A 22,581-nucleotide genomic window follows, 5' to 3' on the forward strand; every position below is an offset into this window, starting at 1 on the left:
GTTTCTTCAGGCGGCAAACGGCAGGAGCGGCGCGCCCGCCGCCCACACGCCGCGCACGTTGAAGCCGTTGTCGAGGATGACGGCATCCGCGGTGAACCCCGCCTTCAGGTACCCGAATGCGTGCTCGAGACCAAGCGTCCGCGCAGGGGTGAGGGTCAGCGCGGTGATCGCGGCGATTGGATGCACGCCAGCCTGCTCGACCGCGCAGCGCAGTGCCGCATCCTGGGTGAGGGTCGAGCCGGCGATGGTGTTGGTGCCGCTCAGCACAGCCAATCCGTCCCGCACGGTCACGTTGAGTGACCCCAGCTGGTAATCCCCGTCGACCGACCCGGCGGCGGCCATCGAGTCGGTGATCAGGGCGATGCGGCCAGGGGCAGAGCGGAAGGTCATGCCGGCGACATCCGGATGCACGTGCAGTCCGTCGAGGATCAGTTCGATCGTCACGCGCTCGTCCTCGAACGCTGCGACGACCGGACCGGGCGCGCGGTGGTGGATGCCCGGCATCGCATTGAAGGCGTGCGAGAGGATGCGCGCCCCCCGGTCGAAGGCCTCGCGGGCCTGGTCGAAGTCGGCCTCGGTGTGCCCGACCGAGACGGCGATGCCGGCCTCGACGAGCACGTCGATGGTCTCCAGCGCGCCGGGCAGTTCGGGCGCGATGGTCACCTGGCGCAACGTGTCGCGTGCCGCGCCGATCAGCTCCTCGACCTCGAGCGGTTGCGGCTCGAGCAGGTAGGCGGGGTTGTGGGCGCCGCGGCGAGGCTGCGACAGGAACGGCCCCTCCAGGTGGGAGCCGAGGATGAGCGGGTCTGTATCGGCGAGGTCGGCGATGGTCGCGAGGCTCTCCAGGAGCCGCGGCAGCGGGTTCGCCACGAGACTCACCACCGAACGCGTAGTGCCGTGCGCGCGGTGGGTCGCCAGCCCTGCGGCGATCTCCTCGGCCGCGTCGTCGTAGGAGTGTCCTCCGCCGCCGTGCCCGTGCAGGTCGATGAAGCCGGGCACCAGCCAGTGGCCGCCGACGTCCACCGTCTCGTCGGCATCCGGGGGCATGCCGTCGCCTCCGGATGCGAGGATCGTGTCGCCATCGACGAGCATCCAGAAGTCGTCGACCTGCCCCGCGGCGTCGAGCTTCCGGGCGTGCTCGAAGAGAATGGTCATCCGGCCTGCCTCGCAAGTTCGGCGCGCGCGTTGATGATGCCGCTGACGAGCGCAACGCCGGCGAACAGGGCGCCGACGACCGGCTGATCCATCGCGAACCAGGCCGCCGCGGCAGAACCCATGACGGCGACCTCCACCACTACTCGGCCTACGATGCCGAGCGGGAAGCGCGCCTTGGGTGAGCGGAAAAGCCCCCAGAGAACCGCGGCCGCCAGCGGCATCCCGATGCCGAAGCCGATGCCCGGCCAGGGGAGGGGCCAGGCGCTGAACCCCCAGAGTCCGAGCGAGAAGAGTGCGAACAGTTCCAGCAGGAACCTCAGCGCGTCGTTCGGCGTCAGTCGGAAATCCTCGGGAGGGCTCGCCACAAGGCAAGCCTACGTCCGGGCTATGTCACTTGAAGATGATGGTGCGCTGCCCGTCGAGCAGCACGCGGTTCTCGGCGAACCACTTGACGGCCTGGGTGAGAGTGCGGCTTTCCTCGTCCTGGCCGATCGCGACGAGCTGCTGCGGCGACTGGCTGTGGTCGACCCGCACCACGTTCTGCTCGATGATGGGGCCCTCGTCGAGGTCACTGGTCACGAAGTGCGCTGTGGCGCCGATGAGCTTGACGCCGCGCGCGTGAGCCTGTCGGTACGGGTTCGCGCCCTTGAACCCGGGGAGGAAGGAGTGGTGGATGTTGATGGCCCGTCCGGCGAGTCGATCGCACAGCTCGGGGGAGAGGATCTGCATGTACCGGGCCAGCACCACCAGCTCGATGTCGTACTGCTCGACCGCGGCCAGGATGCGCTCCTCGAACTCGAGCTTCTGCCCGGGGGAGAGCACAGGGTGCGACTCGAACGGGACCCCGTAGAAGTCGGCGAGGCCGCCGAGCTGCGGGTGGTTGCTGAGCACCAGCGGGACCTCGATCGGCAGGTGGCCGGCCCGCTGGCGGTACAGCAGGTCGTTCAGGCAGTGCCCCTCCTTGGAGACCAGCACCAGGGTGCGCATGTGGCGCGCGACGACGTCGAGGGTGAGGTGCATGCCGAACCGGGCGACGACCGGGGCGAGAGCGCGCTCGAACACCTCGCGACTGGATGCGGACTCCACCTGCACGCGCATGAAGAACCGGCCGGTGTCGAGGCTCGCGAACTGCTGCGACTCGGTGATGTTGCCTCCGGCCTCGACGATCGCGCCGCTGACAGCGTGCACGATCCCGGGCCGGTCGCTGCAGACCAGGGTCAGGACCCAGTGGGTGAGACCGTCCGCGTCAAGAAGTGCCACCGATCCAGCGTATTGGATGCCGCGCATCCGGCTGCACGCGAGTAGACTGGCGCGGTCGCAACTGGCGTTCGGGTGGAGCACCACCGGGGAGTGACAAGCAAGCGAATCGGCCGTACGCCTGGGCCGAAACGGATACCGTTATAAAGACATCCGAGAATGCTTGTGAGGAGCCCACACGTGTCCCGTCTACCCTCCACCTTCACCGATCCGCTCGAGAGCGTTGATCCGGAAATCGCGGCCGTCCTCCAGCAGGAACTCGGTCGGCAGCGCGACTACCTCGAGATGATCGCGAGCGAGAATTTCGTGCCGCGTGCGGTGCTCGAGTCGGCCGGTTCGGTGCTCACCAACAAGTACGCGGAGGGGTACCCGGGCCGCCGCTATTACGGCGGATGCGAGTACGTCGACGTCGCAGAGCAGCTCGCCATCGACCGGGCCAAGTCGCTGTTCGGTGCCGAGTATGCCAACGTCCAGCCGCACTCGGGTGCCACGGCCAACGCTGCGGTCCTCTCGGCCATCGCCGACCCGGGCGACACCATCCTCGGCCTCGAGCTCGCCCACGGCGGTCACCTGACCCACGGCATGAAGCTCAACTTCTCCGGCAAGCTGTACAACGTCGCCAGCTACGGCGTCGACCCGGAGACCTTCCGCATCGACATGGAGGTCGTGCGCGACAAGGCGCTCGAGAGCCGCCCGAAGGTCATCATCGCCGGTTGGTCGGCGTACCCGCGCCAGCTCGACTTCGAGGCGTTCCGCGCCATCGCCGACGAGGTGGGTGCGAAGCTGTGGGTCGACATGGCGCACTTCGCCGGACTGGTCGCCGCCGGGCTGCACCCGAACCCGGTGCCCTACGCCGACGTTGTCTCCAGCACCGTGCACAAGACCCTCGCCGGGCCGCGCTCCGGCTTCATCCTCAGCCGCGACACCGAGCTGGCCAAGAAGCTCAACTCGAACGTGTTCCCCGGCCAACAGGGCGGCCCGCTCATGCACATCATCGCGGCCAAGGCGACCGCCTTCCTGCTCGCCGCCAGTGACGAGTTCCGTGACCGCCAGGAGCGCACCGTCCGGGGCGCCAAGCTGCTCGCCGCGAGTCTCACCACGGACGACTCCCGTGCGGCCGGCGTCGACGTGCTCACCGGCGGCACCGATGTGCACCTGGTGCTCGCCGACCTGCGCGAATCCCCCATTGACGGCAAGCAGGCGGAGGATGTGCTGCACTCAGTTGGCATCACCGTCAACCGCAACTCGGTGCCGTTCGACCCTCGCCCGCCGATGGTCACCTCCGGTGTGCGCATCGGCACCCCGGCGCTCGCGACCCGCGGCTTCGACGACCCCGAGTTCACCGAGGTGGCCGACGTCATCGCCGCGGCGCTGCGCCCGGATCCGGATGTCGCTGGTCTCCGCGCCCGCGTGAAGACCCTCACCGATGCGTTCCCGCTCTACCCCGGCCTCGAGCAGTGGTGAGAAGGCAGCACGAGAGAGTAAGCCAATGACCGCACGCATCCTCGACGGCAAAGCCACAGCGGCGGCGATCAAGAACGAGCTCCGCGAGCGGGTCGCGGTGCTGCACGCCAACGGTGTGCGGCCCGGCCTCGGCACGGTGCTCGTCGGCGACGATCCCGGCTCCAAGTGGTACGTCGCCGGCAAGCACCGCGACTGCGCCGAGGTGGGCATCGAGTCGGTCCGCCGCGACCTCCCAGCTGACACGACTGCGGCCCAACTCGATGACGTCATCGACGAGCTGAACGCCGACCCGGCGACAACCGGGTACATCGTGCAGCTTCCGTTGCCGCCGCAGCTCGACACCCACGCAGTGCTCGAGCGGATCGACCCCAGCAAGGACGCCGACGGCCTGCATCCGACCAACCTCGGCCGGTTGGTGCTGAACGTGGGCGAACCGCTGAACTCGCCGCTGCCGTGCACGCCGCTGGGCATCATCCAGCTCGTCGAGCGGCACGGCATCAGCTGGTCGGGCAAGAACGTCGTTGTCGTCGGCCGCGGCGTCACCGTCGGCCGCGCGATCGGCCCATTGCTGACCCGTCGCGAATACAACGCCACCGTCACGCTGACCCACACCGGCACCGTCGACCTGGTCGAGCATCTGCGCCACGCTGACGTCGTGATCGCGGCCGCCGGCGTGCCCGGACTGATCACGTCCGCGCACATCCGTCCCGGTGCCGTGGTGCTCGACGTCGGCGTCAGCCGGGTTGAGGACGGCGAGGGCGGCAGTCGGGTCGCCGGAGATGTGGCCGACGGCGTGGCGGATCACGCGGGCTGGATCTCACCCAACCCGGGCGGTGTCGGCCCGATGACCAGGGCGATGCTGCTCAGCAACGTCGTGGAGATCGCGGAGCGCTCGCTCGGCTACTCGCCCGCGTAACCGATCCCGCAGAACACGCCGGTGCCTGCGCGGCTGGGGTCCCAGCCGTCAACGTCCTCGAGGCCGGATGCCATCCCCAGCTCGGTGATGGTCGCGGTGCAGGACTCGATGGTGGCATTCGTTTCCGGCAGCACCGAGAAGCCGTAGTTGCCCAGCTGCCACAGCGTGTCATCCGGAACCCCGCTCGGGGACTCGAAGCTCGCGATGCCGTAGGCGTTGTCGGAGATCGCCCACGCGTACCCGGCGAAGCAATTGTCGATGTCCGGGGGCTGGATGACCGCGCCGCCGATCGCAGCGCGAGCCATGTACGGGTTGCCGAACCAGAGTTCGATGGGAGACGCGAACTCGAGGCCCGGGGTGTCGCTGATGAAGTCGACGCGCATGAGGGTCGCGCCATAGCGCTGCAGGTAGGCCTCGTCGATCGGGGTGCGTCCGGTCCCCTCGGCGCAGGCCGTGACGTACTGGTCGGTCAGCTCGGCGACTTCCGGGTTGTCGAAGACGACGGGCTGGTGGCCTTCCATCCGGATGCCGATGGTGCGTCCGTCGATCGAGCGCACCTTCGCATCGAGGGTGAACAGCACGTCACTTGCGACGGGCTCCGGTTCGGCGCTGGCCGATGGCTCGGTGACCGGTGCGGCGGGGGTCGTCTCTGCTGGCAGCGGATCCGTTGCCGCAGCCGCGCAACCCACCAGAGTTGACGCAACAAGCAACGCCGCGATCCCCGCCCAAACGCGCGATGATGCCACGCGCCCCCTCCTTGTCTTCGACATGAAGAATATCGCGTCGCAGGCGCTCAGAAATCCCGTTGCGCTCCACCAGACGCGGTAACGACGAACGTATCAGGCTGCCCGAGGCCGTGCTCCGCGAATGCGCCATCGATAGCAACCCGTAACAGTGACAGCGCGTCGTTCGGGACCAGAGCGATCACGGAGCCGCCGAAACCGGCTCCGGTCATGCGAGCGCCTAGGGCGCCGTTCGCGTTCGCGGTCTCAACCGCGAGGTCCAATTCCGGCGTCGATACCTCGAAATCGTTCCGCAGCGACAGGTGGGAGTCGTCAAGGAACGGGCCGATCGCCGCCGGTCCCCGCTCGCGCAGGGTGCGCACAGTGTCGAGCACGCGCTGGTTCTCGGTGACCACGTGCCGGACGCGCCGGAAGGTGACGTCGTCGAGGACCTGCCGCGCCTCATCGAGCCGGTCCGCCCGGAGCTCGCGCAGCGACGGCACGCCCAGTTCGCGCGCGCCGCGCTCGCACGCCTCCCGCCGCTCGGCGTACTCGCCGCCCGCTGTGGAGTGCTGCACCCCGGTGTCGATCACCGCTATCGCGAGGCCGGCCTCGGCGAAGCCCAGCGGGATCGGTTCGGCGTCCATCCCGCGGCAGTCGAGGAACACCGCGGAATCCTTTCTGCCGAACAGTGCTGCGTACTGGTCCATGATCCCGGTCGGCGCTCCGACGGCGGCGTTCTCGGCGCGCTGACACACCTGGGCGAGCGTCTGCCGGTCGAGGCCCAGCTGCCACACGTCGTTCAGGGCGATCGCCACCGCGCACTCCACCGCGGCGGACGAGGACAGGCCGGCGCCGACCGGCACATCCGAGTCGATGAAGATGTCGACGCCCGGGACGGCGCCCAGGTCGACGCCGAACTCGCCGAGCGCCCACGCGACGCCGAGCGGGTACGCCGACCACTCACCCAATTGGCCGGGTCGCAGCTCGACCATGCTGAGCGCGGCGACCTCGTCGGCGTAGGTGCTCGCCACGCGCATCCGGCGGTCGTCGCGGACGCCGACGGCCACGACGGTGCGCCGGTCGATCGCGAACGGCAGCACGAAGCCTTCGTTGTAGTCGGTGTGCTCGCCGATCAGGTTGACGCGCCCTGGTGCCGACCAGACGCCGGCCGGTTCGCTCTTGAACGCGTTGCGGAAGCCGTCCCTGACGTCGTCGCGGAGATCACTCATGACCGTTCGATCCCTTCTCGTAGCTGCTGCGCAGCGGCCTCTGGCGGGACATCGGCGATCCAGGCGCCCATCGTCGCCTCGGAGGCGGCGAGGTACTTGAGCTTGTCGTCCGCGCGGCGCGGGCTGACCAGCTGCAGCATGAGCCGGATCTCGCCGCGGTGGCTGATCACGGGCGCCTGGTGCCAGGCCGCGATGTACGGCGTCGGGGTGTCATAGAGGGCGTCGAGGCCGCGCAGAATGCGTCGGTACATGCCGGCGAGCTCGTCGCGTTCCTCGTCGCTGGTTTCGGCGAGATCCGGCACATGCCTGTGGGGCAGCAGGTGCACCTCGAGCGGCCACCGTGCGGCGAAGGGGACGAACGCGCTCCAGTGCCTGCCTGCGAGCACAACGCGGTCCGACGCGAGCTCCGACACCAGGAGGTCCTCGAACAGGTCCGGGCCGTACTGCTCGACAGACTGGATCACGCGGGTGGTCCTGGGTGTCACGAACGGGTAGGCGTAGATCTGGCCGTGCGGATGCTGCAGGGTAACGCCGATCTGCTCGCCGCGGTTCTCGAACGGGAAGACTTGCTGCACGCCGGGCAGTTCGGACAGCGCGGCGGTGCGGTCCGCGAGCGCCTCGATCACGGTGCGCACGCGCGACTCGCTCAGCTCGGCGAGGGAGCCGCTCGTGCCGGGCGCGAAGCACACCACCTCACAGCGGCCGACGGCCGCGAGCTCACGACCCAAACCGAGCCCGGTGACCTCGGCCAGCGCATCCGGAGCCGACTGATCCCCCAGGGCCGGGCCGAAGGCGGGCGACCGGTTCTCGAACACCGCGACGTCGTAGTTGTCGGGGATCTCGGATGCGTTGCCCGGACTCTGCGGGGCGAGCGGGTCCCGGTCGGGTGGCGGGAGCACGACCCGGTCCTGGCGCGCGTCGGCGATCGAAACCCATTCGCCGGTGAAGACGTCCTGGCGCATCCTCGGTGTGGCCGGGCGCGGGTCGAGCTTCCGCTCGTCGATCGAACGATGGCCGTCAAGCGTCGTGTCGGCGTCGTCGAAGTAGAACAGCTCGCGCCCGTCGGCGAGCACGTGGGCGGTCTTGGCGATACCGGACACGAACCCTCCCGCGTTTAGGCTGACGGTATGCGTGCAACCGGGGAACAGTTCGAACTGTCTCGATCGCAGGATGGCGGACAATCGAGGGCAATCATAACCGAGCTGGCTGCAGCGCTCCGGGTGCTGGAGGTGGATGGCGAGGCTCTCACCGAGACGTACCCGGACACGACCCTGCCGCCGTTCGGCAACGGGATCGTGCTGTCGCCCTGGCCCAATCGCATCCGGGACGGACGCTGGATGCTGCACGGTTCCCCGCAGCAGCTGGCGCTGACCGAACCCGACCGCGGGAACGCCATCCACGGGCTGCTGCGGTCGACGCCGTACCGCGTGACAGAGCGGGAGGGGCACGCGATCGCCCTGGCGGCGACGATCTATCCGCAGAAGGGCTACCCGTTCGTGGTCGATACGTCGGTGCGCTACGAGCTCGTGGGCGACGGGATCACGGTGACGCATCGGTTCTTGAACCGCTCGGACGCTGCCGCGCCGGTCGCGGTCGGCGCGCATCCGTTCCTCCGGGTCGGCGATGCGCCGATCGAAGAGCTCACCCTCACCGTCGACGCATCGACGCTGTTCGAGGTCGATGAGCGGATGAACCCGATACGCGAGGTGCCGGTCGATGGCACCGATTATGACCTGCGCGCCGGCCGCCGGGTCGGAGAGCTGCAATTGGATGTCGCGTTCGGCGCCGTGAGCACCGATGACGACGCCATCGCGCATCACCGGTTGACCGCGCCCGACGGCCGGTACACCGAGCTGTGGCAGGGGCCGGAGTTCGGCTGGGTGCAGGCGTTCACCGCCCGCGACTACCCGCGGCCGGATGGTGCTGGGTTGGCGGTCGCGATTGAGCCGATGACGGCGCCGCCGGACGCGTTCAACTCCGGCGACGGGGTGCGCTGGCTCGAGCCGGATGAATCCTGGGAGGCAGCGTGGGGCATTCGCAGGGGGGTGCGGGGGTGACTTCGGAACCGACTGTCGCCGACATCCGGCGCTGGAAGCGGTATCTGGCAGCCGAGCGCGCGGAGGGCGCCGTGTACCGCGACCTCGCCGCGCGGCGGGAGGGCGAGGAGCGGGAGATCCTGCTCGCGCTCGCCGAAGCGGAGAAGCGGCACGAGGCGCACTGGGTGGCCCTGCTGGGCGACGAGGCCAGCACCGTGTCGACGCGAGGGGATCTGCGCACCCGGATGCTCGGCTGGTTTGCCCGCCGTTTCGGCTCGGTGTTCGTGCTGGCGCTCGCGCAGCGCGCAGAGTCGCGCTCGCCGTACGAGTCGGAGCGGGATGCGACGCCGAGCATGGCGGCGGACGAGCGCATCCACGGCGAGGTGGTGCGGGCGCTGGCCGAGCGGGGGCGCAACCGGATCTCGGGCACCTTCCGTGCCGCCGTGTTCGGCGCTAACGACGGGCTGGTGAGCAATCTCGCGCTCGTGCTGGGCGTCGGCGCGACGGGCGTGTCGGCCCAATTCGTGTTGGTCACCGGCATCGCCGGTCTTCTCGCGGGTGCGCTGTCGATGGGCGCGGGGGAGTACGTCTCGGTGAGCTCGCAGCGGGAGTTGCTGGACGCATCAGAGCCCGACCCTGCCTCACGCGGCGCCATTCCCCAGCTCGACGTGAACGCGAACGAGCTCGCGCTGGTGTACCGGGCGCGCGGGATGGGAGCCGACGAGGCGCAGGAGCTGGCGAACTCCGTGCTGGGCGGTGCGGACATGGGTTCCGCACGGGAACGCTCCAGCGACGTCGTCGGAACCGGGATGCGCGCGGCGATCTCGTCCTTCTTCTTCTTCGCCGGCGGTGCGATCATCCCGGTCATCCCGTACCTGTTCGGCGCCGGCGGATTCGCGGCGATCATCACCTCTGCGGTGTTGGTGGGCATCGCGCTGCTGGCGACCGGTGCGGTCGTCGGGGTGCTGTCGGGAGCGTCGCCGCTGAAGCGTGCGCTGCGGCAGCTGGCGATTGGGTACGCGGCCGCCGCCGTGACGTACGGGCTGGGGCTGCTGGTCGGGCCGCTGCTGGGCTAGCCCGCCCTCACTGGTCGAGCTCCCCGGTGGTCGAGCTTGTCGAGACCAGTCACGCGCGGGTGCACTTGCCCCGCGCGGGTCGAATTCGACCCGCGCGCGGGGGTTTGACCCGCGCGAGCGCTCGGTGGTCGAGCCTGTCGAGACCCTCGACGCGCCCGTTGCGGACATCCGCACCCCGCACACCTGCCGCGGATGTCCGGAACTCGCGCGGTTCGCCGGAGCAGTGCGCTGCTGCCTCCTCCTCCACAGCAGGCTTGCCCAAAGGGTCCTTGCCTGGCGCGCGAAGGCCTCTTTCTGACCCGCGCAAGCTTCCCGGTGGTCGATGGGAACCCGAGGGGTCACAAAGGGTCCTTGCCTGGCGCGCGAAGGCCTCTTTCCGACCCCTAGGAGGCCGTCGGGTGGCCAATTGCCCCGAGTTGCCCACTCTCGCCCCATTGGCGCGTCGTTTTGGGGCCGAAGTGGGCAACTCGCGGGTTTTCTAGCCGAGAGCCCTCAGATCCGGGTCACCAGCAGGTACGCGAGATACACGAAGTACGCCGCGATCATCACCGAGCCCTCGATCCGGTTGATGCCCCGCCTCGTGAGGAACAGCGGGACGCACGCGACCACCACCGCAACCATCACCGGGATGTCGATGTACGCGAGCGACGGGCTGACCGGGATACCGCCGCTCGGCACCAGCGCTGTGATGCCGAGAATGAGCAGGATGTTGTACGTGCTGCTGCCGATCAGGTTGCCGATCGCGATGTTGCGCTCGCCGCGCACGGTGGCGACGATCGCAGTGACCAACTCGGGCGCCGAGGTGCCGATGGCCACAACGGTGAGTCCGATGAACGCATCCGAAGCGCCAATCAGGCGTGCCAGCTCGACGGCGCCGTCGACCAGCCAGTCGGCGCCGACAACGATGATGATGATGCCGCCGAGCAGGGCCGTCAGATTCGTCCAGAACTCCGTGCGGCCGGCGCGCGGCCGCGGCGGGACGGCGAACTCCTGCGAGAACTCGCGCCGGACGGCGACGCTTTGCACTCGCGCGCTCTTCACGACGAGCGCCGTGTAACCGATCGCGAGCAGCACCATGATGATGCCCTCGGCCCGGCTGAGTTGGAGGTCGAAGCCCATGAACAGCAGGGTGAGTGCGGCGATGACCATGGATGGCAGGTCGAGACGGAGGGTTGTGAGTTCGAATTTCAACGGACGCAGCACGGCTGCGAGACCGAGGATCAGCAGCAGGTTGACGATGTTGGTTCCGGCGATATTGCCGACCGCGATGGCGCCGTTGCCCTGGATGGCCGCCTCGATGCCGACCGCGAGCTCCGGAAAGCTGGTGCCGATGGAGACGACGGTGAGGCCGACGACGATGGGGGAGATGCCGAGCATCGCGGCGATGCGAGAGCCGCCCCGCACGAGCAGTTCCGAGCCGACGATGAGCACGGCGAGCCCGAGCAGGAAGAGCCCGAGCGCCAACATGGCCCGATTGTAGGGGTGCTGTCGGGGAGGAAGTGGTCGGTGGGCCCCGTGGGGCTCGAACCCACGACCCGCGGATTAAAAGTCCGCTGCTCTGCCAACTGAGCTAGAGGCCCGTACGCCTCAAATCTACAGCGTCGTATCCGCTCGGCCACACCGATCCGTGCTCAGGCTGCCGAAGTAGGCTGTCGGCGATGAGCCAGTTCCACAAGCCGACCAAGTTCCCGGGCGAGGTGTTCGAGTACCTGCAGGGCGGGGACGACCCTGCCCACATCAGCCGCGTCGCGCACGAGACGGCGGAGGCGCTGCTCTCGCGCGTGCGTGAACATCCGGATGCCGCGGTCGTCGACCGTCTTGTCGCATTCACCGACGAGCACGGCATCGACGCTATCGCCGAGCTGTGGTCGCGCTCGAGCGCGCGCAGCCTGCCCGGCGCGCTGTGGAGGATCTACCTGATGCGCGCGCTCATACGGCAGGACCCGCAGGGCTCGAGCCTGCTATACCAGCGCGGCGTCGACGAGGATGCCGGGATCGACGAGGTTGTCGCCGGTGCGACCGCGCCGACCGGGCCGGAGCAGATCATCGAGCTGGCCGACCGCATCCTGCGCGGGCTGTTCGAGGGAGACTTCGCGGTCGCACTGGAGCGCGCCGCCGCGTTCTGCAGGATCAGCTCTGCGGGGGCTGCGAGCATCGCCGACGACCTCGAGAACACCGAGCCGGAGCGCGCGAGCGCACTCACCACGAAGGCGCTGCGCTTCTCCCAGACCGCCCAGGAACTCACCGGATGCGCGCGCCTGTGGCGCTCCGGCTCCCTCGACTGAGGACCCGTCTCAAGGAGATTCGGAGCGTTGTGGCTCCGGATGCTTGTGCCGGCCCACCGGAGCGCCCGGATCTCCTTGAAACGGGTTAACCGACGCGGTTCTGGGAAAGACGTTGGAAAACGGGCTCTCGGAATACTCGGACCGAGGCGGCCGTTAGACTCTTCTGTGGCCGGGCCGCAGTAACCCCGGGCTCCACAATTCGCCGCTTCGAGCGGCCTCGCGCCGAGAGGCGTTCTGCGGCCCGCCAACTTCTTCTCCGGCATCGCACGCCATCCGCGCACGGTGAGTGTCTGCAAGGCTTTGTGCCAAAAGCAAGCGAACGTTCCCTTGCCTATGGCACAAACCCTTGCGGTAGGCGCACCTCCGCCCAGTCGCGACGAGCTTTGTGCCATCCGACGCCGGATGTTCGCCGTCGCGTGGCACAAACGTCGTCGGAAGGCGGCGGATCAGCCGAACTTGCCGGAGACGTAGTCCTCAGTGGCCTGAACACTCGGGTTCGAGAAGATGGTCGCGGTGTCGTCGTACTCGATGAGCTTGCCCGGCTTGCCCGTGCCGGCGATGTTGAAGAACGCGGTGCGGTCGGAGACGCGGGATGCCTGCTGCATGTTGTGCGTGACGATGACGATCGTGTACTCGGTCTTCAGTTCCTCGATCAGGTCCTCGATCGCGAGGGTCGAGATCGGGTCGAGCGCCGAGCAGGGCTCGTCCATCAGCAGCACGTCGGGGGAGACCGCGATCGCCCGCGCGATGCACAGACGCTGCTGCTGTCCGCCCGAGAGGCCGGAGCCGGGACGGTCAAGGCGGTCCTTGACCTCGTTCCACAGGTTGGCGCCCCGCAGCGACTGCTCGACCAGGTCGTCGGAGTCCGACTTCGCCATCTTCCGGTTGTTCAGCCGCACGCCGGCCAGCACGTTCTCGCGGATCGACATCGTCGGGAACGGGTTGGGCCGCTGGAACACCATGCCCACCTGCCGACGTACGAGCACCGGGTCGACGCCCGCCTGGTACAGGTTCGCGCCGTCGATGAGCACCTCGCCGTCCACGTAGGCGCCGGGGATGACCTCATGCATCCGGTTCAGAGTCCGGATGAATGTCGACTTGCCGCAACCGGACGGACCGATGAACGCGGTCACACTGCGCGGCTCGATGTTCAGGGTCACGCCTTCCACGGCCTTGAACTTGCCGTAGTAGACGTCGAGGTCGCGTACTTCAATGCGCTTGGACAAGTGAATTTCCTTACCTATCGGCCCGTCTTGGGGGCGAAGACTTTGGCGATGATGCGCGCGGCGAGGTTGAGCACCATCACGATGAGGATGAGGGTGAGAGCGCCAGCCCACGCGCGGTCGAGGTACGCCTGCGGGTCGGTTCCCTGGCTGACGTACTGGTTGTAGACCATGACCGGCAGGCTCTGCATCCGTCCCTCGACCATGTTGTAGTTGAGGTTGTTGGTGAAGCCGGCAGCGATCAGCAGCGGCGCGGTCTCTCCGATGACGCGCGCGATGGCGAGCATCACGCCGGTCATGATGCCGGCGATGGATGTCGGCAGCACCACCTTCACGACGGTGAGCCACTTCGGCACGCCGAGCGCGTACGCCGCCTCACGCAGCTCGTTCGGCACGAGCTTCAGCATGTCCTCGGAGGAGCGCACCACGACCGGGATCATCAGAACCGACAACGCGATGGCGCCGGCGATGCCGAGCTTGATGCCGGGTCCGAAGAAGATCGCGAACACCGAGTAGGCGAACAGGCCGGCGACGATCGACGGGATGCCGGTCATCACGTCGACGAAGAAGGTGATGGCGCGAGCGAGCGGGCCGCGACCGTACTCCACCAGGTAGATCGAGGTCATCAGGCCGATCGGCACAGAGATGACCGCGGCGGTGAGCGTCATCAGCACGGTGCCGACGATCGCGTGCACGGCGCCACCACCGGCGCCGACGACGTTGCGCATCGAGTGGGTGAAGAACTCGATGTCGAAGCGGTTCGAACCGTTCGTCACCACCGTGAACACGAGCGAGACCAGCGGCAGCAGGGCGAGCAGGAACGCGCCGCCGACAAGAGCCGTGACGAGCCGGTCCGTGGCCTTACGCGAGCCCTCGATCAGGTACGAGACGACGTAGATGACGACCGTGTACAACAGCGCGCCGACCAGGAGCGCGCCGACGATGTTGAAGCCGCCGCCTTCGGCGTTCGACAGCAGCCAGAACGCGACCAGCGCGACCAGCACCGATCCGGCCAGAATCACCCACGGTGTGCGCTTGGCGAGCAGGCCGGCGGAGTACGGGTTGTCGACCCGGATGTCGGCGGTGAGCTGCGTCATCAGTTCGCTCCCGAGAATTCTTTGCGGCGGTTGATGATGGCACGGGCGATCATGTTGACGACGAGCGTGATCGCGAACAGGATGAGGCCGGTCGCAATCAGCAGGTTCGTGTTGAGTCCGAACGCCTCAGGGAAGCGCAGCGCGATGTTCGCGGCAATCGTGCCCGGGTTCGACGGGGTCAGCACCGCGAGGGTGATGCCGCCGGATGCCGAGAGCACCATGGCAACGGCCATGGTCTCGCCGAGCGCGCGGCCGAGACCGAGCATCGAGGCCGAGATGATGCCGGGGCGAGCGAACGGGAGCACAGCGGTGCGGATCATCTCCCAGCGGGTGGCGCCGAGCGCGAGCGCGGCTTCCTCGTGCAGCACCGGGGTCTGCAGGAAGACCTCGCGGGAGAGCGCGGTGATGATCGGCAGCACCATCACGGCGAGCACGATCGCGGCGGTGAGGATGGTGCGGCCGGTCCCGGATGCCGGCGGCGCGAACAGCGGGAACCAGCCCAGGTTCTGGGTCAGCCAGGTGTAGAGAGGCTGCACAGCGGGGGCGAGCACGTTGCCGCCCCAGAGTCCGAAGACTACCGAGGGAACTGCGGCAAGGAGGTCGACGATGTAGCCGAGCCCCTGCGCGATGCGGCGCGGTGCGAAGTGTGAGATGAAGAGCGCGATCCCGATGGAGACCGGGATGGCCATGGCGAGTGCGAGCGCCGATGCCCACAGGGTGCCGAAGACGAGAGGGGCGACGTAGGACCAGAACGGCTGGCCGTTCAGGATGTCGATTTCCTCGGGGTCCGTGGTCAGAGCGGGAACGCTCTCGAGGACGAGGAAGCCGGCGACCGCGGCGAGGATCGCGAGGATCAGCGTGCCAGCGGTCAGCGCACTGTTGGAGAAGATCCGATCTCCGAGGCGCTGCTTGGTTCGCGGGGTGCGGGCGGATGTTGCCGGCGAAGTCATCTGCTCGATTTCCCCTGAGGTGCTGTTGTGGATGGAGATTGCTGGTGGGCAGTGATCTTCGTCACTGCCCCAGTCTGCCCGGTGCTGTGATCTCGCACAACACGAGTGAGCACCGGGCAGACCGTTGGGTGGGGCTAGTTACTTGATGCTGTCGACAGCGGCCTTGGCCTTCTCGTACAGGTCAGCGGAGATCGGCGCGATGCCGGCGGCCTTGGCCGCGGTGGCCTGGCCCTCGTCGCTGATGACGTAGTCGAAGTATGCCTTGACGAGCTCGCCGGTTGCGGCGTCCTCGTACTCGGAGCAGGCGATGAGGTAGCTGATCAGAACGATCGGGTACACACCGGCGGCCTCAGAGGTGCGGTCGAGCTCGATCGCGAGGTCAACGGAGTCGCGGCCCTCGACGAGCGGGCTCGCGTCGACGATCTTGGCGGCGGCGTCAGCCGAGTACTCGACGTACTCGGTGCCGACCTGGACCGCGACGGTGCCGAGGTCACCAGCGCGCGAGGCGTCGGCGTAGCCGAAGGTTCCGTTGCCGTTCTTGACAGCGTCAACGACACCGGAGGTGCCCTGAGCGGCTTCGCCACCCTCGTAAGGCCAGTCACCGCTGACCTCGGCGTCCCAGACCTGCGGCGCGGCTGCGCTCAGGTAGTCGGCGAGGTTCTCAGTGGTGCCAGACTCGTCGGAGCGGTGAACCGGCGTGATCGCCAGGTCGGGAAGCTCGACGCCCTTGTTCTGGGATGCGATCGCCTCGTCGTTCCAGTTGGTGATGTCACCCTTCAGGATGCCGGCGATGGTCGCAGCGTCCAGGTTGAGCGAGTCGACGCCCTCGAGGTTGAAGATCACGGCGATGGGCGAGATGTAAGCGGGGATCTCGACGATCGGGGTTCCGGGGACGCAGCCAGCGAAGTTGTCCTTGGCGAGTTCCTCGTCCTTGAACGCACGGTCGGAGCCGGTGAAGGCGTTGCCACCCGCGATGAAGTTGTCGCGGCCGGTGCCGGAGCCGGTGGGGTCGTACTCGACGGTGACGCCGGTGTGCTCGGTCTGGAACGCGGCAACCCACGCTTCCTGCGCCGTGCCCTGCGACGACGCGCCGCCACCAACCAGGGTGCCGGACAGCGTGCTCTCGTTGCCCTCGGTGTTCGCGGCAGGCTCGTTGGCTGCACACGAGGAGAGCACGATTGTGCCCGCAACTGCGATGGCAGCGATGCTGCCGAAACGCTTGATGTTCACAAGGTTCCTTTCAGGAGGATGTGATTTCAGTTCAGGGCCGGTGCTGACCCCGCTTACGTGACTCTAGGAAGGACGGTTAACGGCGTTCCGGGGTAATGGTGAACGCGAGGTGAACGAGTCGGGAACAAGCACCCAACCGCGCGCTGAAGCGCGTTCAGCCGATCAGAGCAGCCGCCGCGGCCGCCCGCTCGCGCGTTTGCGCCGACAGGGGAGCTGATCCGGCGTTCTGCGATGCAGCTTGCTGCCCGGCGTCGCTGATCACGTACTCGAAGTAGGCGCGCACGACCTCCGCGTCGATGCCCGCCGCGTACTGCTCGCATCCGATCAGGTAGCTGATGAGCACGATCGGGTAAACACCGGCCTCTTCAGTGGTGCGGTCGAGCTCGATCGCGAGATCGCCTTCACCCCGGCCGGGTTCGATCGAGCTGGCGTCGACGATGGCGGCAGCCGCCTCGGCGGAGTAGCCGACGTAGTCCTCGCCCACCTTGACCGCGACCTGGCCGAGCCCGCCCGCTCGGGATGCATCGACGTAGCCGATAGTGCCCGTGCCGTTGCGCACGGAGTCGACGACGCCGGATGTCCCCTGCGACGCTTCCCCGCCCTCAAACGGCCAGGTGCCGTTCGGCTCGTACGGCCAGGCGTCGCCGGCAGCGGCCGCGAGGTAATCGGTGAAATTCTCGGTGGTTCCGGATTCGTCCGAGCGGTGCACGGGGGTGATCCGCGCGTCCGGCAGGTCGACGCCGGGGTTCTGGGTGGCGATGGCCTCGCCGTCCCAGCGGTCGATATCGCCCGCGAAGATGCCCGCGATCGTCTTGGGATCGAGGTTCAGCGCGTCGACGCCGGCCAGATTGAACACGACGACGATGGGCGCGACATACGCGGGAAGTTCGACGATGCCGCTGCCGGGTACGCACGCTCCGAACTCGCCGGCCTCCAGTTCCTCCGGGGTGAATGCGCGGTCGGAGCCGGCGAAGGCGGCGCCGCCTGCCAGGAACATATCCCGTCCGGCGCCGGAGCCGGCCGGGTCGTATTCGACGGTGGTGTTCGGGTTGTCCGACTGGAAGGAGGCGATCCAGATCTCTTGTGCGGCCTGCTGCGATGACGCGCCGCCGCCGACGATGGTGCCCGTCAGGTCAGACCCGGTCGGAAGCCCCATCTCGTTCACCGCGCAGGACGACAGCAGGAGCGCCGAGGCTGAAGCGATTGAGAGGACTGTACTGATCCGCCGGATTCCCACAACGTCAGGATAGTCGGCGCGAACCGACGGCCGAGGTCAGTGCGTCTCGACCCCGACGATGCCGGTACTCGGGTTCTCGGTCGACAGGTGCAGCACCGCGAACTGACCGGTCGACAGCATCGCGGCGGATCGCAGGCGGGAGTCGACGCGCGTGCCGGTCTGGGCGGCGATCTCGGCGATCAGTTCCGGGATCACCGGACCGTGACTGCACAGCACAACGGTCTTGCGCTTCTCGATTCGTTTCGCGACGACATCTTCGACGCGCGCGACACCGCGTTCGTGCGCGTCCTGGCTGATCGCGGTCGTCTGCTTGATCTCCAGCCCGGTCACCTTGGCGAGCGGCTCCACCGTGGCTACGCACCGGGCCGCTGTACTGCTGATGATCTTCTTCGGCCCGAACGCGGCGACGCCTGGCGCCGCGCCGACCGACTGTTCGAGCCCGCGGTGCAGGAGCGGCCGCGTGGCATCCGGGCCATCCCAGTCGCCCGGCGGAACCGCCTTGGCGTGGCGCAGGATGATCAGCGCGAACGTGCTCTCTGCGCCCTTGCGGCGCAAGTCTTCGAACCGGTTCAGGATGTCCAGGTCGTGCGGGTAGGTCAGGCGCTCCTTGGCCTGTGCGATGCTGAGCCAGTCGAGGTCGCTGATCTCGTCGTTCGACTCGAAGCGCGAGTTGGCGTGCGCCTCGTCGTCAACGTGCGCTGCCCAGTAGTGCACGATCTTCGGACGACCGCCGTTGCGCCCGTTCTGCACGAGGTACTCGGTCGTGCCGAGTGGCGCGCCGAGGGAGATGTCGACGCCCGTCTCTTCTTCGATCTCCCGCACGGCGGTCTGCGGCAGCGATTCGCCCGGGTCCACCTTGCCCTTGGGCAGCGAGATGTCGTTGCGTCGCTGACGGTGCACGACCAGGATGCGTGCCTTCCCGTTCTCGATGCGCCAGCAGAGCGCTCCGGCAGCGAGAACCGGGACCTCCGTCATCGCACCACTCGCTTCCGGCTGGCGATCTCGCGCATGCGCACGTCTTGCAGGTCGGAGTGCGGTGCCCCGTCCGCGGTGCGCAAGTGGCGGGTCCAGCGCCCATCCGAATCGAGCCACCAGGTCGAGGTGTCCTCTGCCATCGCCAGGTCGAACAGCGAGTCGATCTCCGCGACCTGGTCCGGCGCGGTCAGCCGCACGAGCGCTTCCACCCGTCGATCCAGATTGCGGTGCATCATGTCGGCGCTGCCGATGAAGACATGGGGATCGCCGTTGTTGTGGAACGTGAAGACGCGCGAGTGCTCGAGGTATCGGCCGAGGATCGACCGCACCCGGATGGTCTCGCTCAGCCCCTCGACCCCAGGCCGCACCGAGCAGATGCCGCGCACCCAGAGGTCGATAGGCACGCCGGCCTGGCTTGCCCGGTACAGTCCGTCGATGATCGCCTCATCCACGATCGAGTTGACCTTGATCCGGATGCCGCTGGGCTTGCCCGCGAGCGCGTTGTCGGTCTCGGTCTGGATGCGCTTGAGCAGTCCCTTGCGCATGTGCAGCGGCGCGACCAGCAGCCGCTTGAACTTCTTCTCGATCGCGTAGCCGGACAGCTCGTTGAACAGCCGGGTCAGGTCGCGGCCGACCTGCGCGTCGGCGGTGAACAGCCCGAGGTCCTCGTAGATGCGGCTCGTCTTGGGGTTGTAGTTGCCGGTGCCGACGTGGCTGTAGTTGCGCAGCTCGCCGTTCTCCTGCCGCACCACGAGCGCGAGCTTGCAGTGGGTCTTCAGGCCGACGATGCCGTAGACGACGTGCACGCCGGCCTTCTCGAGCTGCCGCGCCCAGTTGATGTTGGCGGACTCGTCGAAGCGCGCCTTGATCTCCACCAGCGCGAGCACCGCCTTGCCGGACTCGGCCGCGGCGATGAGCGCTTCAATGATCGGGCTGTCGCCGCTCGTGCGGTACAGCGTCTGTTTGATCGCGAGCACCTGCGGGTCGCGGGATGCCTGCTCGATGAACGCCTGCACGCTGGTCGCGAACGACTCGTAAGGGTGGTGCACCAGGATGTCGCCGCGGCGGATGGAGCGGAAGATGTCCGGCACAGCGGTTGGCTCAGAGGGCAGCAGCGCGACACTCGTGGTCGGCACGTGCTTGCGGTAGTGCAGCGCCGGCCGGTTGATCTTGGTGATCTCGAACAGGCCACCCAGGTCGAGCGGCGCGGGCAGGCGGTACACCTCCTGCTCGGAGATGCCGAGCTCGCGGATAAGCAGGTTGAGCGTCCGCTCGTCCATGTCCTCGGTGATCTCGAGGCGGATCGGCGGCCCGAAGCGACGCCGCAGCAGCTCACGCTCCAGGGTCTGGATCAGGTTCTCCGACTCGTCCTCGTCAAGCTCGACGTCCTCGTTGCGGGTGACGCGGAACTCGTGGTGGTCGAGGATCTCCATGCCGGGGAACAGTTCCTCCAGGTGATTGGAGATGAGGTCCTCGAGCGGGATGAAGCGCAACTGGCCGCTGCCGTCATCCGGAAGCCGCACGAAGCGCGGCAGCACGGTCGGCACCTTAAGGCGCGCGAACTGCTCCTTGTTGGTCTTCGGGTTGCGCACGAGCACCGACAGGTTGAGTGAGAGGCCGGAGATGTACGGGAACGGATGCGCCGGGTCGACTGCGAGCGGCATCAGCACCGGGAAGATCTGGTTGGAGAACAGCTCGTCGACACGCGCCCGGTCCTTCGGGTTCAGGTCGGCGAGGGTCTCGATGTGGATCCCTGCGTCGTCGAGCGCGGGCTTGAGCTCGTCGCGGAAGAGTTCGGCGTGCCGTGTCTGGAGTTCGTGCGCTCGCTCGCTGATGGACAGCAGCACATCCATCGGCGCGCGGCCGATGTTGGTGGGGACCGCCAGACCGGTGACGATGCGGCGCTTCAGCCCTGCGACGCGAACCATGAAGAACTCGTCGAGGTTGCTGGCGAAGATCGCGGCGAAGTTGACGCGCTCCAGCAGCGGAACATTACGGTCCTCGGCGAGTTCGAGCACGCGCTCGTTGAACGCGAGCCAGCTCAGTTCGCGGTCGAGGAAGCGCTCGGCCGGCAGGGTGCCGTCATCAACCCAGCTGGTCGACTCGTAGTCGTCATCGAGACTGTCGGTCGCCAGACCGGTGGTGTCGAGCACGCCGTCGCTGTTCATCGCTAAATCATGTCATTCGGCGGTTAACGAATCACCAACAGCTCAGAGCACTCGCTCGTACTGCACATCGATGGTGTGCTGGCCGAAACCGTACCGGCCGTACAGCTTCAGCGCCGGGGAGTTGTCGCCCTCCACGTACAGCGACGCGGTGCGGATGCCGCGAGCCGACAGCCGCGCGAACCCGGCGTCCATGAGTCGTGCGCCGATGCCCTGACCCTGCAGCGCCGGGTCGACCCCGACCGCGTAGAACTCGCCGACCTCTGCGCCGGGCGGCACCTTCAGCCACGCGAAACCGGTCAGCTCGGCGCCGTCCCACAGCAGCAGGAAGTCGTCCGCATCGAACCAGGGTTCGGCCTTGCGCGCATCCAGATCATCCTGGGTCAGCTTCCCCTGCTCCGGATGCTCAGCGAACGCCTTCGCGTTGAGTGCGAGCCAAGCCTCGTCGTCGGTTCCGGGGCGGAACGCCCGCACGTCGTCGTCGACACCCGCGCGCTCGCCGACTCCGGCACGCAGCTGCAGCAATGTGCGGACCGCGTCGAAGCCGAACTGCTGCGCGAGGGCGTGCGAAGCCGGGTGATCCCCGTGCGCCCACGCGCGGCGCGGCTTCTCGGTCTCTGCCAGTACCTGCTCTGTGAGCCGCTTCCCGTGGCCGCGGCGCCTGGCATCCGGATCGACGACCAGCTCGAACTCGTGATCGGAGTGGATGGCGACGGCGATGTCGTCGACGGCGATGAGCTGGCGATCGCCGGCATCCAGGTCGATGAGGGCTTGATCGGAGAACGGCGGCTGCCCGTCGGCCTCCGCCGCACGCCGCACCAGCGAGTCGAACCAGTCAGGTCGCATCAGGAACTCCGTTCATCCTCATCGTGCACGGTAAAGCGGTAGCCGACGTTGCGCACGGTGCCGATGAGCGAGTCGTAGTCGCCCAGCTTGGCGCGCAGCCGGCGCACGTGGACGTCCACCGTGCGGGTCCCGCCGAAGTAGTCGTAGCCCCAGACATCGCTCAGCAGCTGGTCGCGCGTGAAGACGCGACCCGGGTGTGCGGTGAGGAAGCGCAGCAGCTCGAACTCCTTGAAGGTGAGGTCGAGGGTACGCCCGTGCACCTTCGCCGAATAGCTGGACTCGTCGATCGTGACGCCGGACGCGGAGATCCGCCCGTCGTCGTGCACGCTCGGGCGGCGGCCGAGCAGCAGTCGGATGCGCGCATCCGTCTCAGCCGGTCCGGCGCTCGTGAGGACCACGTCGTCCACGCCCCAATCGGCGTTGACGGCGGCAAAGCCACCCTCGCTGACGGCCAGCAGCACCGGAACATCGAGCCCGGAGGAGCTGATGATGCGGCACAGCGACTTCGCGCCGGCGAGATCGGTGCTCGCGTCGATGACGAGCAGCTCAGCACCGGATGCGGCAACCAGCGCTTCGGTGCGCGCAGGCACGATGCGGAGGCGGTGTTCGAGCAGGCTCAGAGAGCACGGCGGATCGTGATCGACCGTGTTGGTCATGAGCAGCACTTGCGCCACCGCGCTCTCCCGTCCGACAGGCAAACAGTCTATTAGCGGCG

At 67.8% G+C, this 22,581-nt stretch carries 21 protein-coding genes, 1 tRNA gene and 1 riboswitch; of the genes, 5 read left to right on the top strand and 17 right to left on the bottom strand.

What is annotated here, in order from left to right; genetic code table 11:
- Positions 1-6: 6 nt before the first annotated feature.
- Genes nagA through purU form a run of 3 tightly spaced genes read right to left on the bottom strand, consistent with a single transcriptional unit; the run spans position 7 to position 2,415 of the window.
- Positions 7-1,155 (bottom strand): N-acetylglucosamine-6-phosphate deacetylase, encoded by a 1,149-nt coding sequence (nagA, locus tag HGK58_RS04310; protein ID WP_168626277.1) that lies wholly within the window; start codon positions 1,153-1,155, stop codon positions 7-9.
- Positions 1,152-1,520, bottom strand: coding sequence for a YrdB family protein (locus HGK58_RS04315; RefSeq protein ID WP_168626278.1), 369 nt, complete (start codon positions 1,518-1,520; stop codon positions 1,152-1,154). Before HGK58_RS04315 ends, nagA begins: the two co-directional genes overlap by 4 nt.
- Before the next feature lie 25 nt (positions 1,521-1,545).
- Complete coding sequence (gene purU / locus HGK58_RS04320; RefSeq protein ID WP_349236124.1) at positions 1,546-2,415, bottom strand: formyltetrahydrofolate deformylase; 870 nt, start codon at positions 2,413-2,415, stop codon at positions 1,546-1,548.
- Positions 2,416-2,462: 47 nt separating this feature from the next.
- A riboswitch (ZMP/ZTP riboswitch) is annotated at positions 2,463-2,546 on the top strand.
- A 25-nt stretch (positions 2,547-2,571) separates the two neighbouring features.
- On the opposite strand from purU, the gene glyA reads away from it, so the two are divergent.
- Positions 2,572-3,876 carry a serine hydroxymethyltransferase gene (gene glyA / locus HGK58_RS04325; protein WP_168626280.1) on the top strand — a complete coding sequence of 435 codons (1,305 nt, stop codon included), beginning with the start codon at positions 2,572-2,574 and terminating at the stop codon, positions 3,874-3,876.
- Positions 3,877-3,901: 25 nt separating this feature from the next.
- Positions 3,902-4,792, top strand: a complete 891-nt coding sequence (locus HGK58_RS04330) for a bifunctional methylenetetrahydrofolate dehydrogenase/methenyltetrahydrofolate cyclohydrolase (protein ID WP_168626281.1) — start codon at positions 3,902-3,904, stop codon at positions 4,790-4,792.
- Here the strand turns inward: HGK58_RS04330 and HGK58_RS04335 are convergent.
- The 3 genes from HGK58_RS04335 to galT are packed head-to-tail and all read right to left on the bottom strand — an operon-like array spanning position 4,777 to position 7,846.
- Complete coding sequence (locus HGK58_RS04335) at positions 4,777-5,538, bottom strand: hypothetical protein (protein ID WP_168626282.1); 762 nt, start codon at positions 5,536-5,538, stop codon at positions 4,777-4,779. The two genes, HGK58_RS04330 and HGK58_RS04335, sit on opposite strands and share 16 nt — an antisense overlap.
- Before the next feature lie 47 nt (positions 5,539-5,585).
- The gene (galK, locus tag HGK58_RS04340; RefSeq protein WP_168626283.1) at positions 5,586-6,746 is read right to left on the bottom strand and encodes a galactokinase; all 1,161 of its coding nucleotides are present in this window, start codon (positions 6,744-6,746) and stop codon (positions 5,586-5,588) included.
- Complete coding sequence (gene galT, locus HGK58_RS04345; protein ID WP_168626284.1) at positions 6,743-7,846, bottom strand: galactose-1-phosphate uridylyltransferase; 1,104 nt, start codon at positions 7,844-7,846, stop codon at positions 6,743-6,745. Before galT ends, galK begins: the two co-directional genes overlap by 4 nt.
- A gap of 27 nt (positions 7,847-7,873) precedes the next feature.
- Here galT and HGK58_RS04350 point away from each other — a divergent pair, with 27 nt between their 5' ends.
- Positions 7,874-8,803: an aldose 1-epimerase family protein gene (locus HGK58_RS04350; protein ID WP_168626285.1), complete on the top strand. Its 930-nt coding sequence runs from the start codon at positions 7,874-7,876 to the stop codon at positions 8,801-8,803.
- The gene (locus HGK58_RS04355; protein ID WP_349236125.1) at positions 8,800-9,858 is read left to right on the top strand and encodes a VIT1/CCC1 transporter family protein; all 1,059 of its coding nucleotides are present in this window, start codon (positions 8,800-8,802) and stop codon (positions 9,856-9,858) included. The genes HGK58_RS04350 and HGK58_RS04355 overlap by 4 nt, the downstream gene beginning before the upstream one ends.
- Before the next feature lie 492 nt (positions 9,859-10,350).
- On the opposite strand, the gene HGK58_RS04360 is transcribed toward HGK58_RS04355, so the two are convergent.
- Together HGK58_RS04360 and HGK58_RS04365 are read right to left on the bottom strand one after the other, a co-directional pair.
- Positions 10,351-11,325 carry a calcium/sodium antiporter gene (locus HGK58_RS04360; protein WP_168626286.1) on the bottom strand — a complete coding sequence of 325 codons (975 nt, stop codon included), beginning with the start codon at positions 11,323-11,325 and terminating at the stop codon, positions 10,351-10,353.
- A 40-nt stretch (positions 11,326-11,365) separates the two neighbouring features.
- Positions 11,366-11,438: transfer RNA gene (locus HGK58_RS04365), tRNA-Lys, on the bottom strand.
- Positions 11,439-11,516: 78 nt separating this feature from the next.
- Here HGK58_RS04365 and HGK58_RS04370 point away from each other — a divergent pair.
- Complete coding sequence (locus tag HGK58_RS04370) at positions 11,517-12,143, top strand: DNA-directed RNA polymerase subunit beta (RefSeq protein ID WP_168626287.1); 627 nt, start codon at positions 11,517-11,519, stop codon at positions 12,141-12,143.
- Positions 12,144-12,589: 446 nt separating this feature from the next.
- Here HGK58_RS04370 and pstB read toward each other — a convergent pair whose 3' ends face one another.
- From pstB to HGK58_RS04415, 9 genes are all read right to left on the bottom strand, one after another.
- Entirely contained in the window at positions 12,590-13,369 is a 780-nt protein-coding gene (pstB, locus tag HGK58_RS04375; protein ID WP_168626288.1) for a phosphate ABC transporter ATP-binding protein PstB, read from the bottom strand.
- 14 nt (positions 13,370-13,383) lie between these two features.
- The gene (pstA, locus tag HGK58_RS04380; RefSeq protein WP_168626289.1) at positions 13,384-14,463 is read right to left on the bottom strand and encodes a phosphate ABC transporter permease PstA; all 1,080 of its coding nucleotides are present in this window, start codon (positions 14,461-14,463) and stop codon (positions 13,384-13,386) included.
- Positions 14,463-15,413, bottom strand: coding sequence for a phosphate ABC transporter permease subunit PstC (gene pstC / locus HGK58_RS04385; RefSeq protein WP_168626290.1), 951 nt, complete (start codon positions 15,411-15,413; stop codon positions 14,463-14,465). Before pstC ends, pstA begins: the two co-directional genes overlap by 1 nt.
- 138 nt (positions 15,414-15,551) lie before the next feature.
- Positions 15,552-16,643 carry a phosphate ABC transporter substrate-binding protein PstS gene (locus HGK58_RS04390; RefSeq protein WP_168626291.1) on the bottom strand — a complete coding sequence of 364 codons (1,092 nt, stop codon included), beginning with the start codon at positions 16,641-16,643 and terminating at the stop codon, positions 15,552-15,554.
- A 154-nt stretch (positions 16,644-16,797) separates the two neighbouring features.
- Positions 16,798-17,880, bottom strand: coding sequence for a phosphate ABC transporter substrate-binding protein PstS (locus HGK58_RS04395; protein ID WP_168626292.1), 1,083 nt, complete (start codon positions 17,878-17,880; stop codon positions 16,798-16,800).
- 36 nt (positions 17,881-17,916) lie between these two features.
- The gene (locus HGK58_RS04400) at positions 17,917-18,855 is read right to left on the bottom strand and encodes an NUDIX domain-containing protein (protein ID WP_168626293.1); all 939 of its coding nucleotides are present in this window, start codon (positions 18,853-18,855) and stop codon (positions 17,917-17,919) included.
- On the bottom strand, positions 18,852-21,023 hold the full coding sequence (locus HGK58_RS04405; RefSeq protein WP_168626294.1) for an RNA degradosome polyphosphate kinase: 2,172 nt from the start codon (positions 21,021-21,023) through the stop codon (positions 18,852-18,854). Before HGK58_RS04405 ends, HGK58_RS04400 begins: the two co-directional genes overlap by 4 nt.
- A 42-nt stretch (positions 21,024-21,065) precedes the next feature.
- Positions 21,066-21,866 carry a mycothiol synthase gene (gene mshD / locus HGK58_RS04410; RefSeq protein ID WP_168626295.1) on the bottom strand — a complete coding sequence of 267 codons (801 nt, stop codon included), beginning with the start codon at positions 21,864-21,866 and terminating at the stop codon, positions 21,066-21,068.
- Positions 21,866-22,540 carry a response regulator transcription factor gene (locus HGK58_RS04415; RefSeq protein WP_349236126.1) on the bottom strand — a complete coding sequence of 225 codons (675 nt, stop codon included), beginning with the start codon at positions 22,538-22,540 and terminating at the stop codon, positions 21,866-21,868. Before HGK58_RS04415 ends, mshD begins: the two co-directional genes overlap by 1 nt.
- Between the last annotated feature and the right edge of the window lie 41 nt (positions 22,541-22,581).

Origin of the sequence: Cryobacterium sp. BB307 (assembly GCF_012274275.1) — a bacterium.
GTDB lineage: Bacteria > Actinomycetota > Actinomycetes > Actinomycetales > Microbacteriaceae > Terrimesophilobacter.

Excerpts from the sequence above, each read along its gene's own strand:
- HGK58_RS04400 (WP_168626293.1), bottom strand. The coding sequence starts at position 18,855 with ATGACGGAGGTCCCGGTTCTCGCTGCCGGAGCGCTCTGCTGGCGCATC.
- glyA (WP_168626280.1), top strand. The coding sequence starts at position 2,572 with ATGCTTGTGAGGAGCCCACACGTGTCCCGTCTACCCTCCACCTTCACC.
- HGK58_RS04330 (WP_168626281.1), top strand. The coding sequence starts at position 3,902 with ATGACCGCACGCATCCTCGACGGCAAAGCCACAGCGGCGGCGATCAAG.
- mshD (WP_168626295.1), bottom strand. The coding sequence starts at position 21,866 with ATGCGACCTGACTGGTTCGACTCGCTGGTGCGGCGTGCGGCGGAGGCC.
- pstC (WP_168626290.1), bottom strand. The coding sequence starts at position 15,413 with ATGACTTCGCCGGCAACATCCGCCCGCACCCCGCGAACCAAGCAGCGC.
- nagA (WP_168626277.1), bottom strand. The coding sequence starts at position 1,155 with ATGACCATTCTCTTCGAGCACGCCCGGAAGCTCGACGCCGCGGGGCAG.
- galK (WP_168626283.1), bottom strand. The coding sequence starts at position 6,746 with ATGAGTGATCTCCGCGACGACGTCAGGGACGGCTTCCGCAACGCGTTC.
- HGK58_RS04405 (WP_168626294.1), bottom strand. The coding sequence starts at position 21,023 with ATGAACAGCGACGGCGTGCTCGACACCACCGGTCTGGCGACCGACAGT.
- HGK58_RS04350 (WP_168626285.1), top strand. The coding sequence starts at position 7,874 with ATGCGTGCAACCGGGGAACAGTTCGAACTGTCTCGATCGCAGGATGGC.
- pstA (WP_168626289.1), bottom strand. The coding sequence starts at position 14,463 with ATGACGCAGCTCACCGCCGACATCCGGGTCGACAACCCGTACTCCGCC.
- HGK58_RS04370 (WP_168626287.1), top strand. The coding sequence starts at position 11,517 with ATGAGCCAGTTCCACAAGCCGACCAAGTTCCCGGGCGAGGTGTTCGAG.
- HGK58_RS04360 (WP_168626286.1), bottom strand. The coding sequence starts at position 11,325 with ATGTTGGCGCTCGGGCTCTTCCTGCTCGGGCTCGCCGTGCTCATCGTC.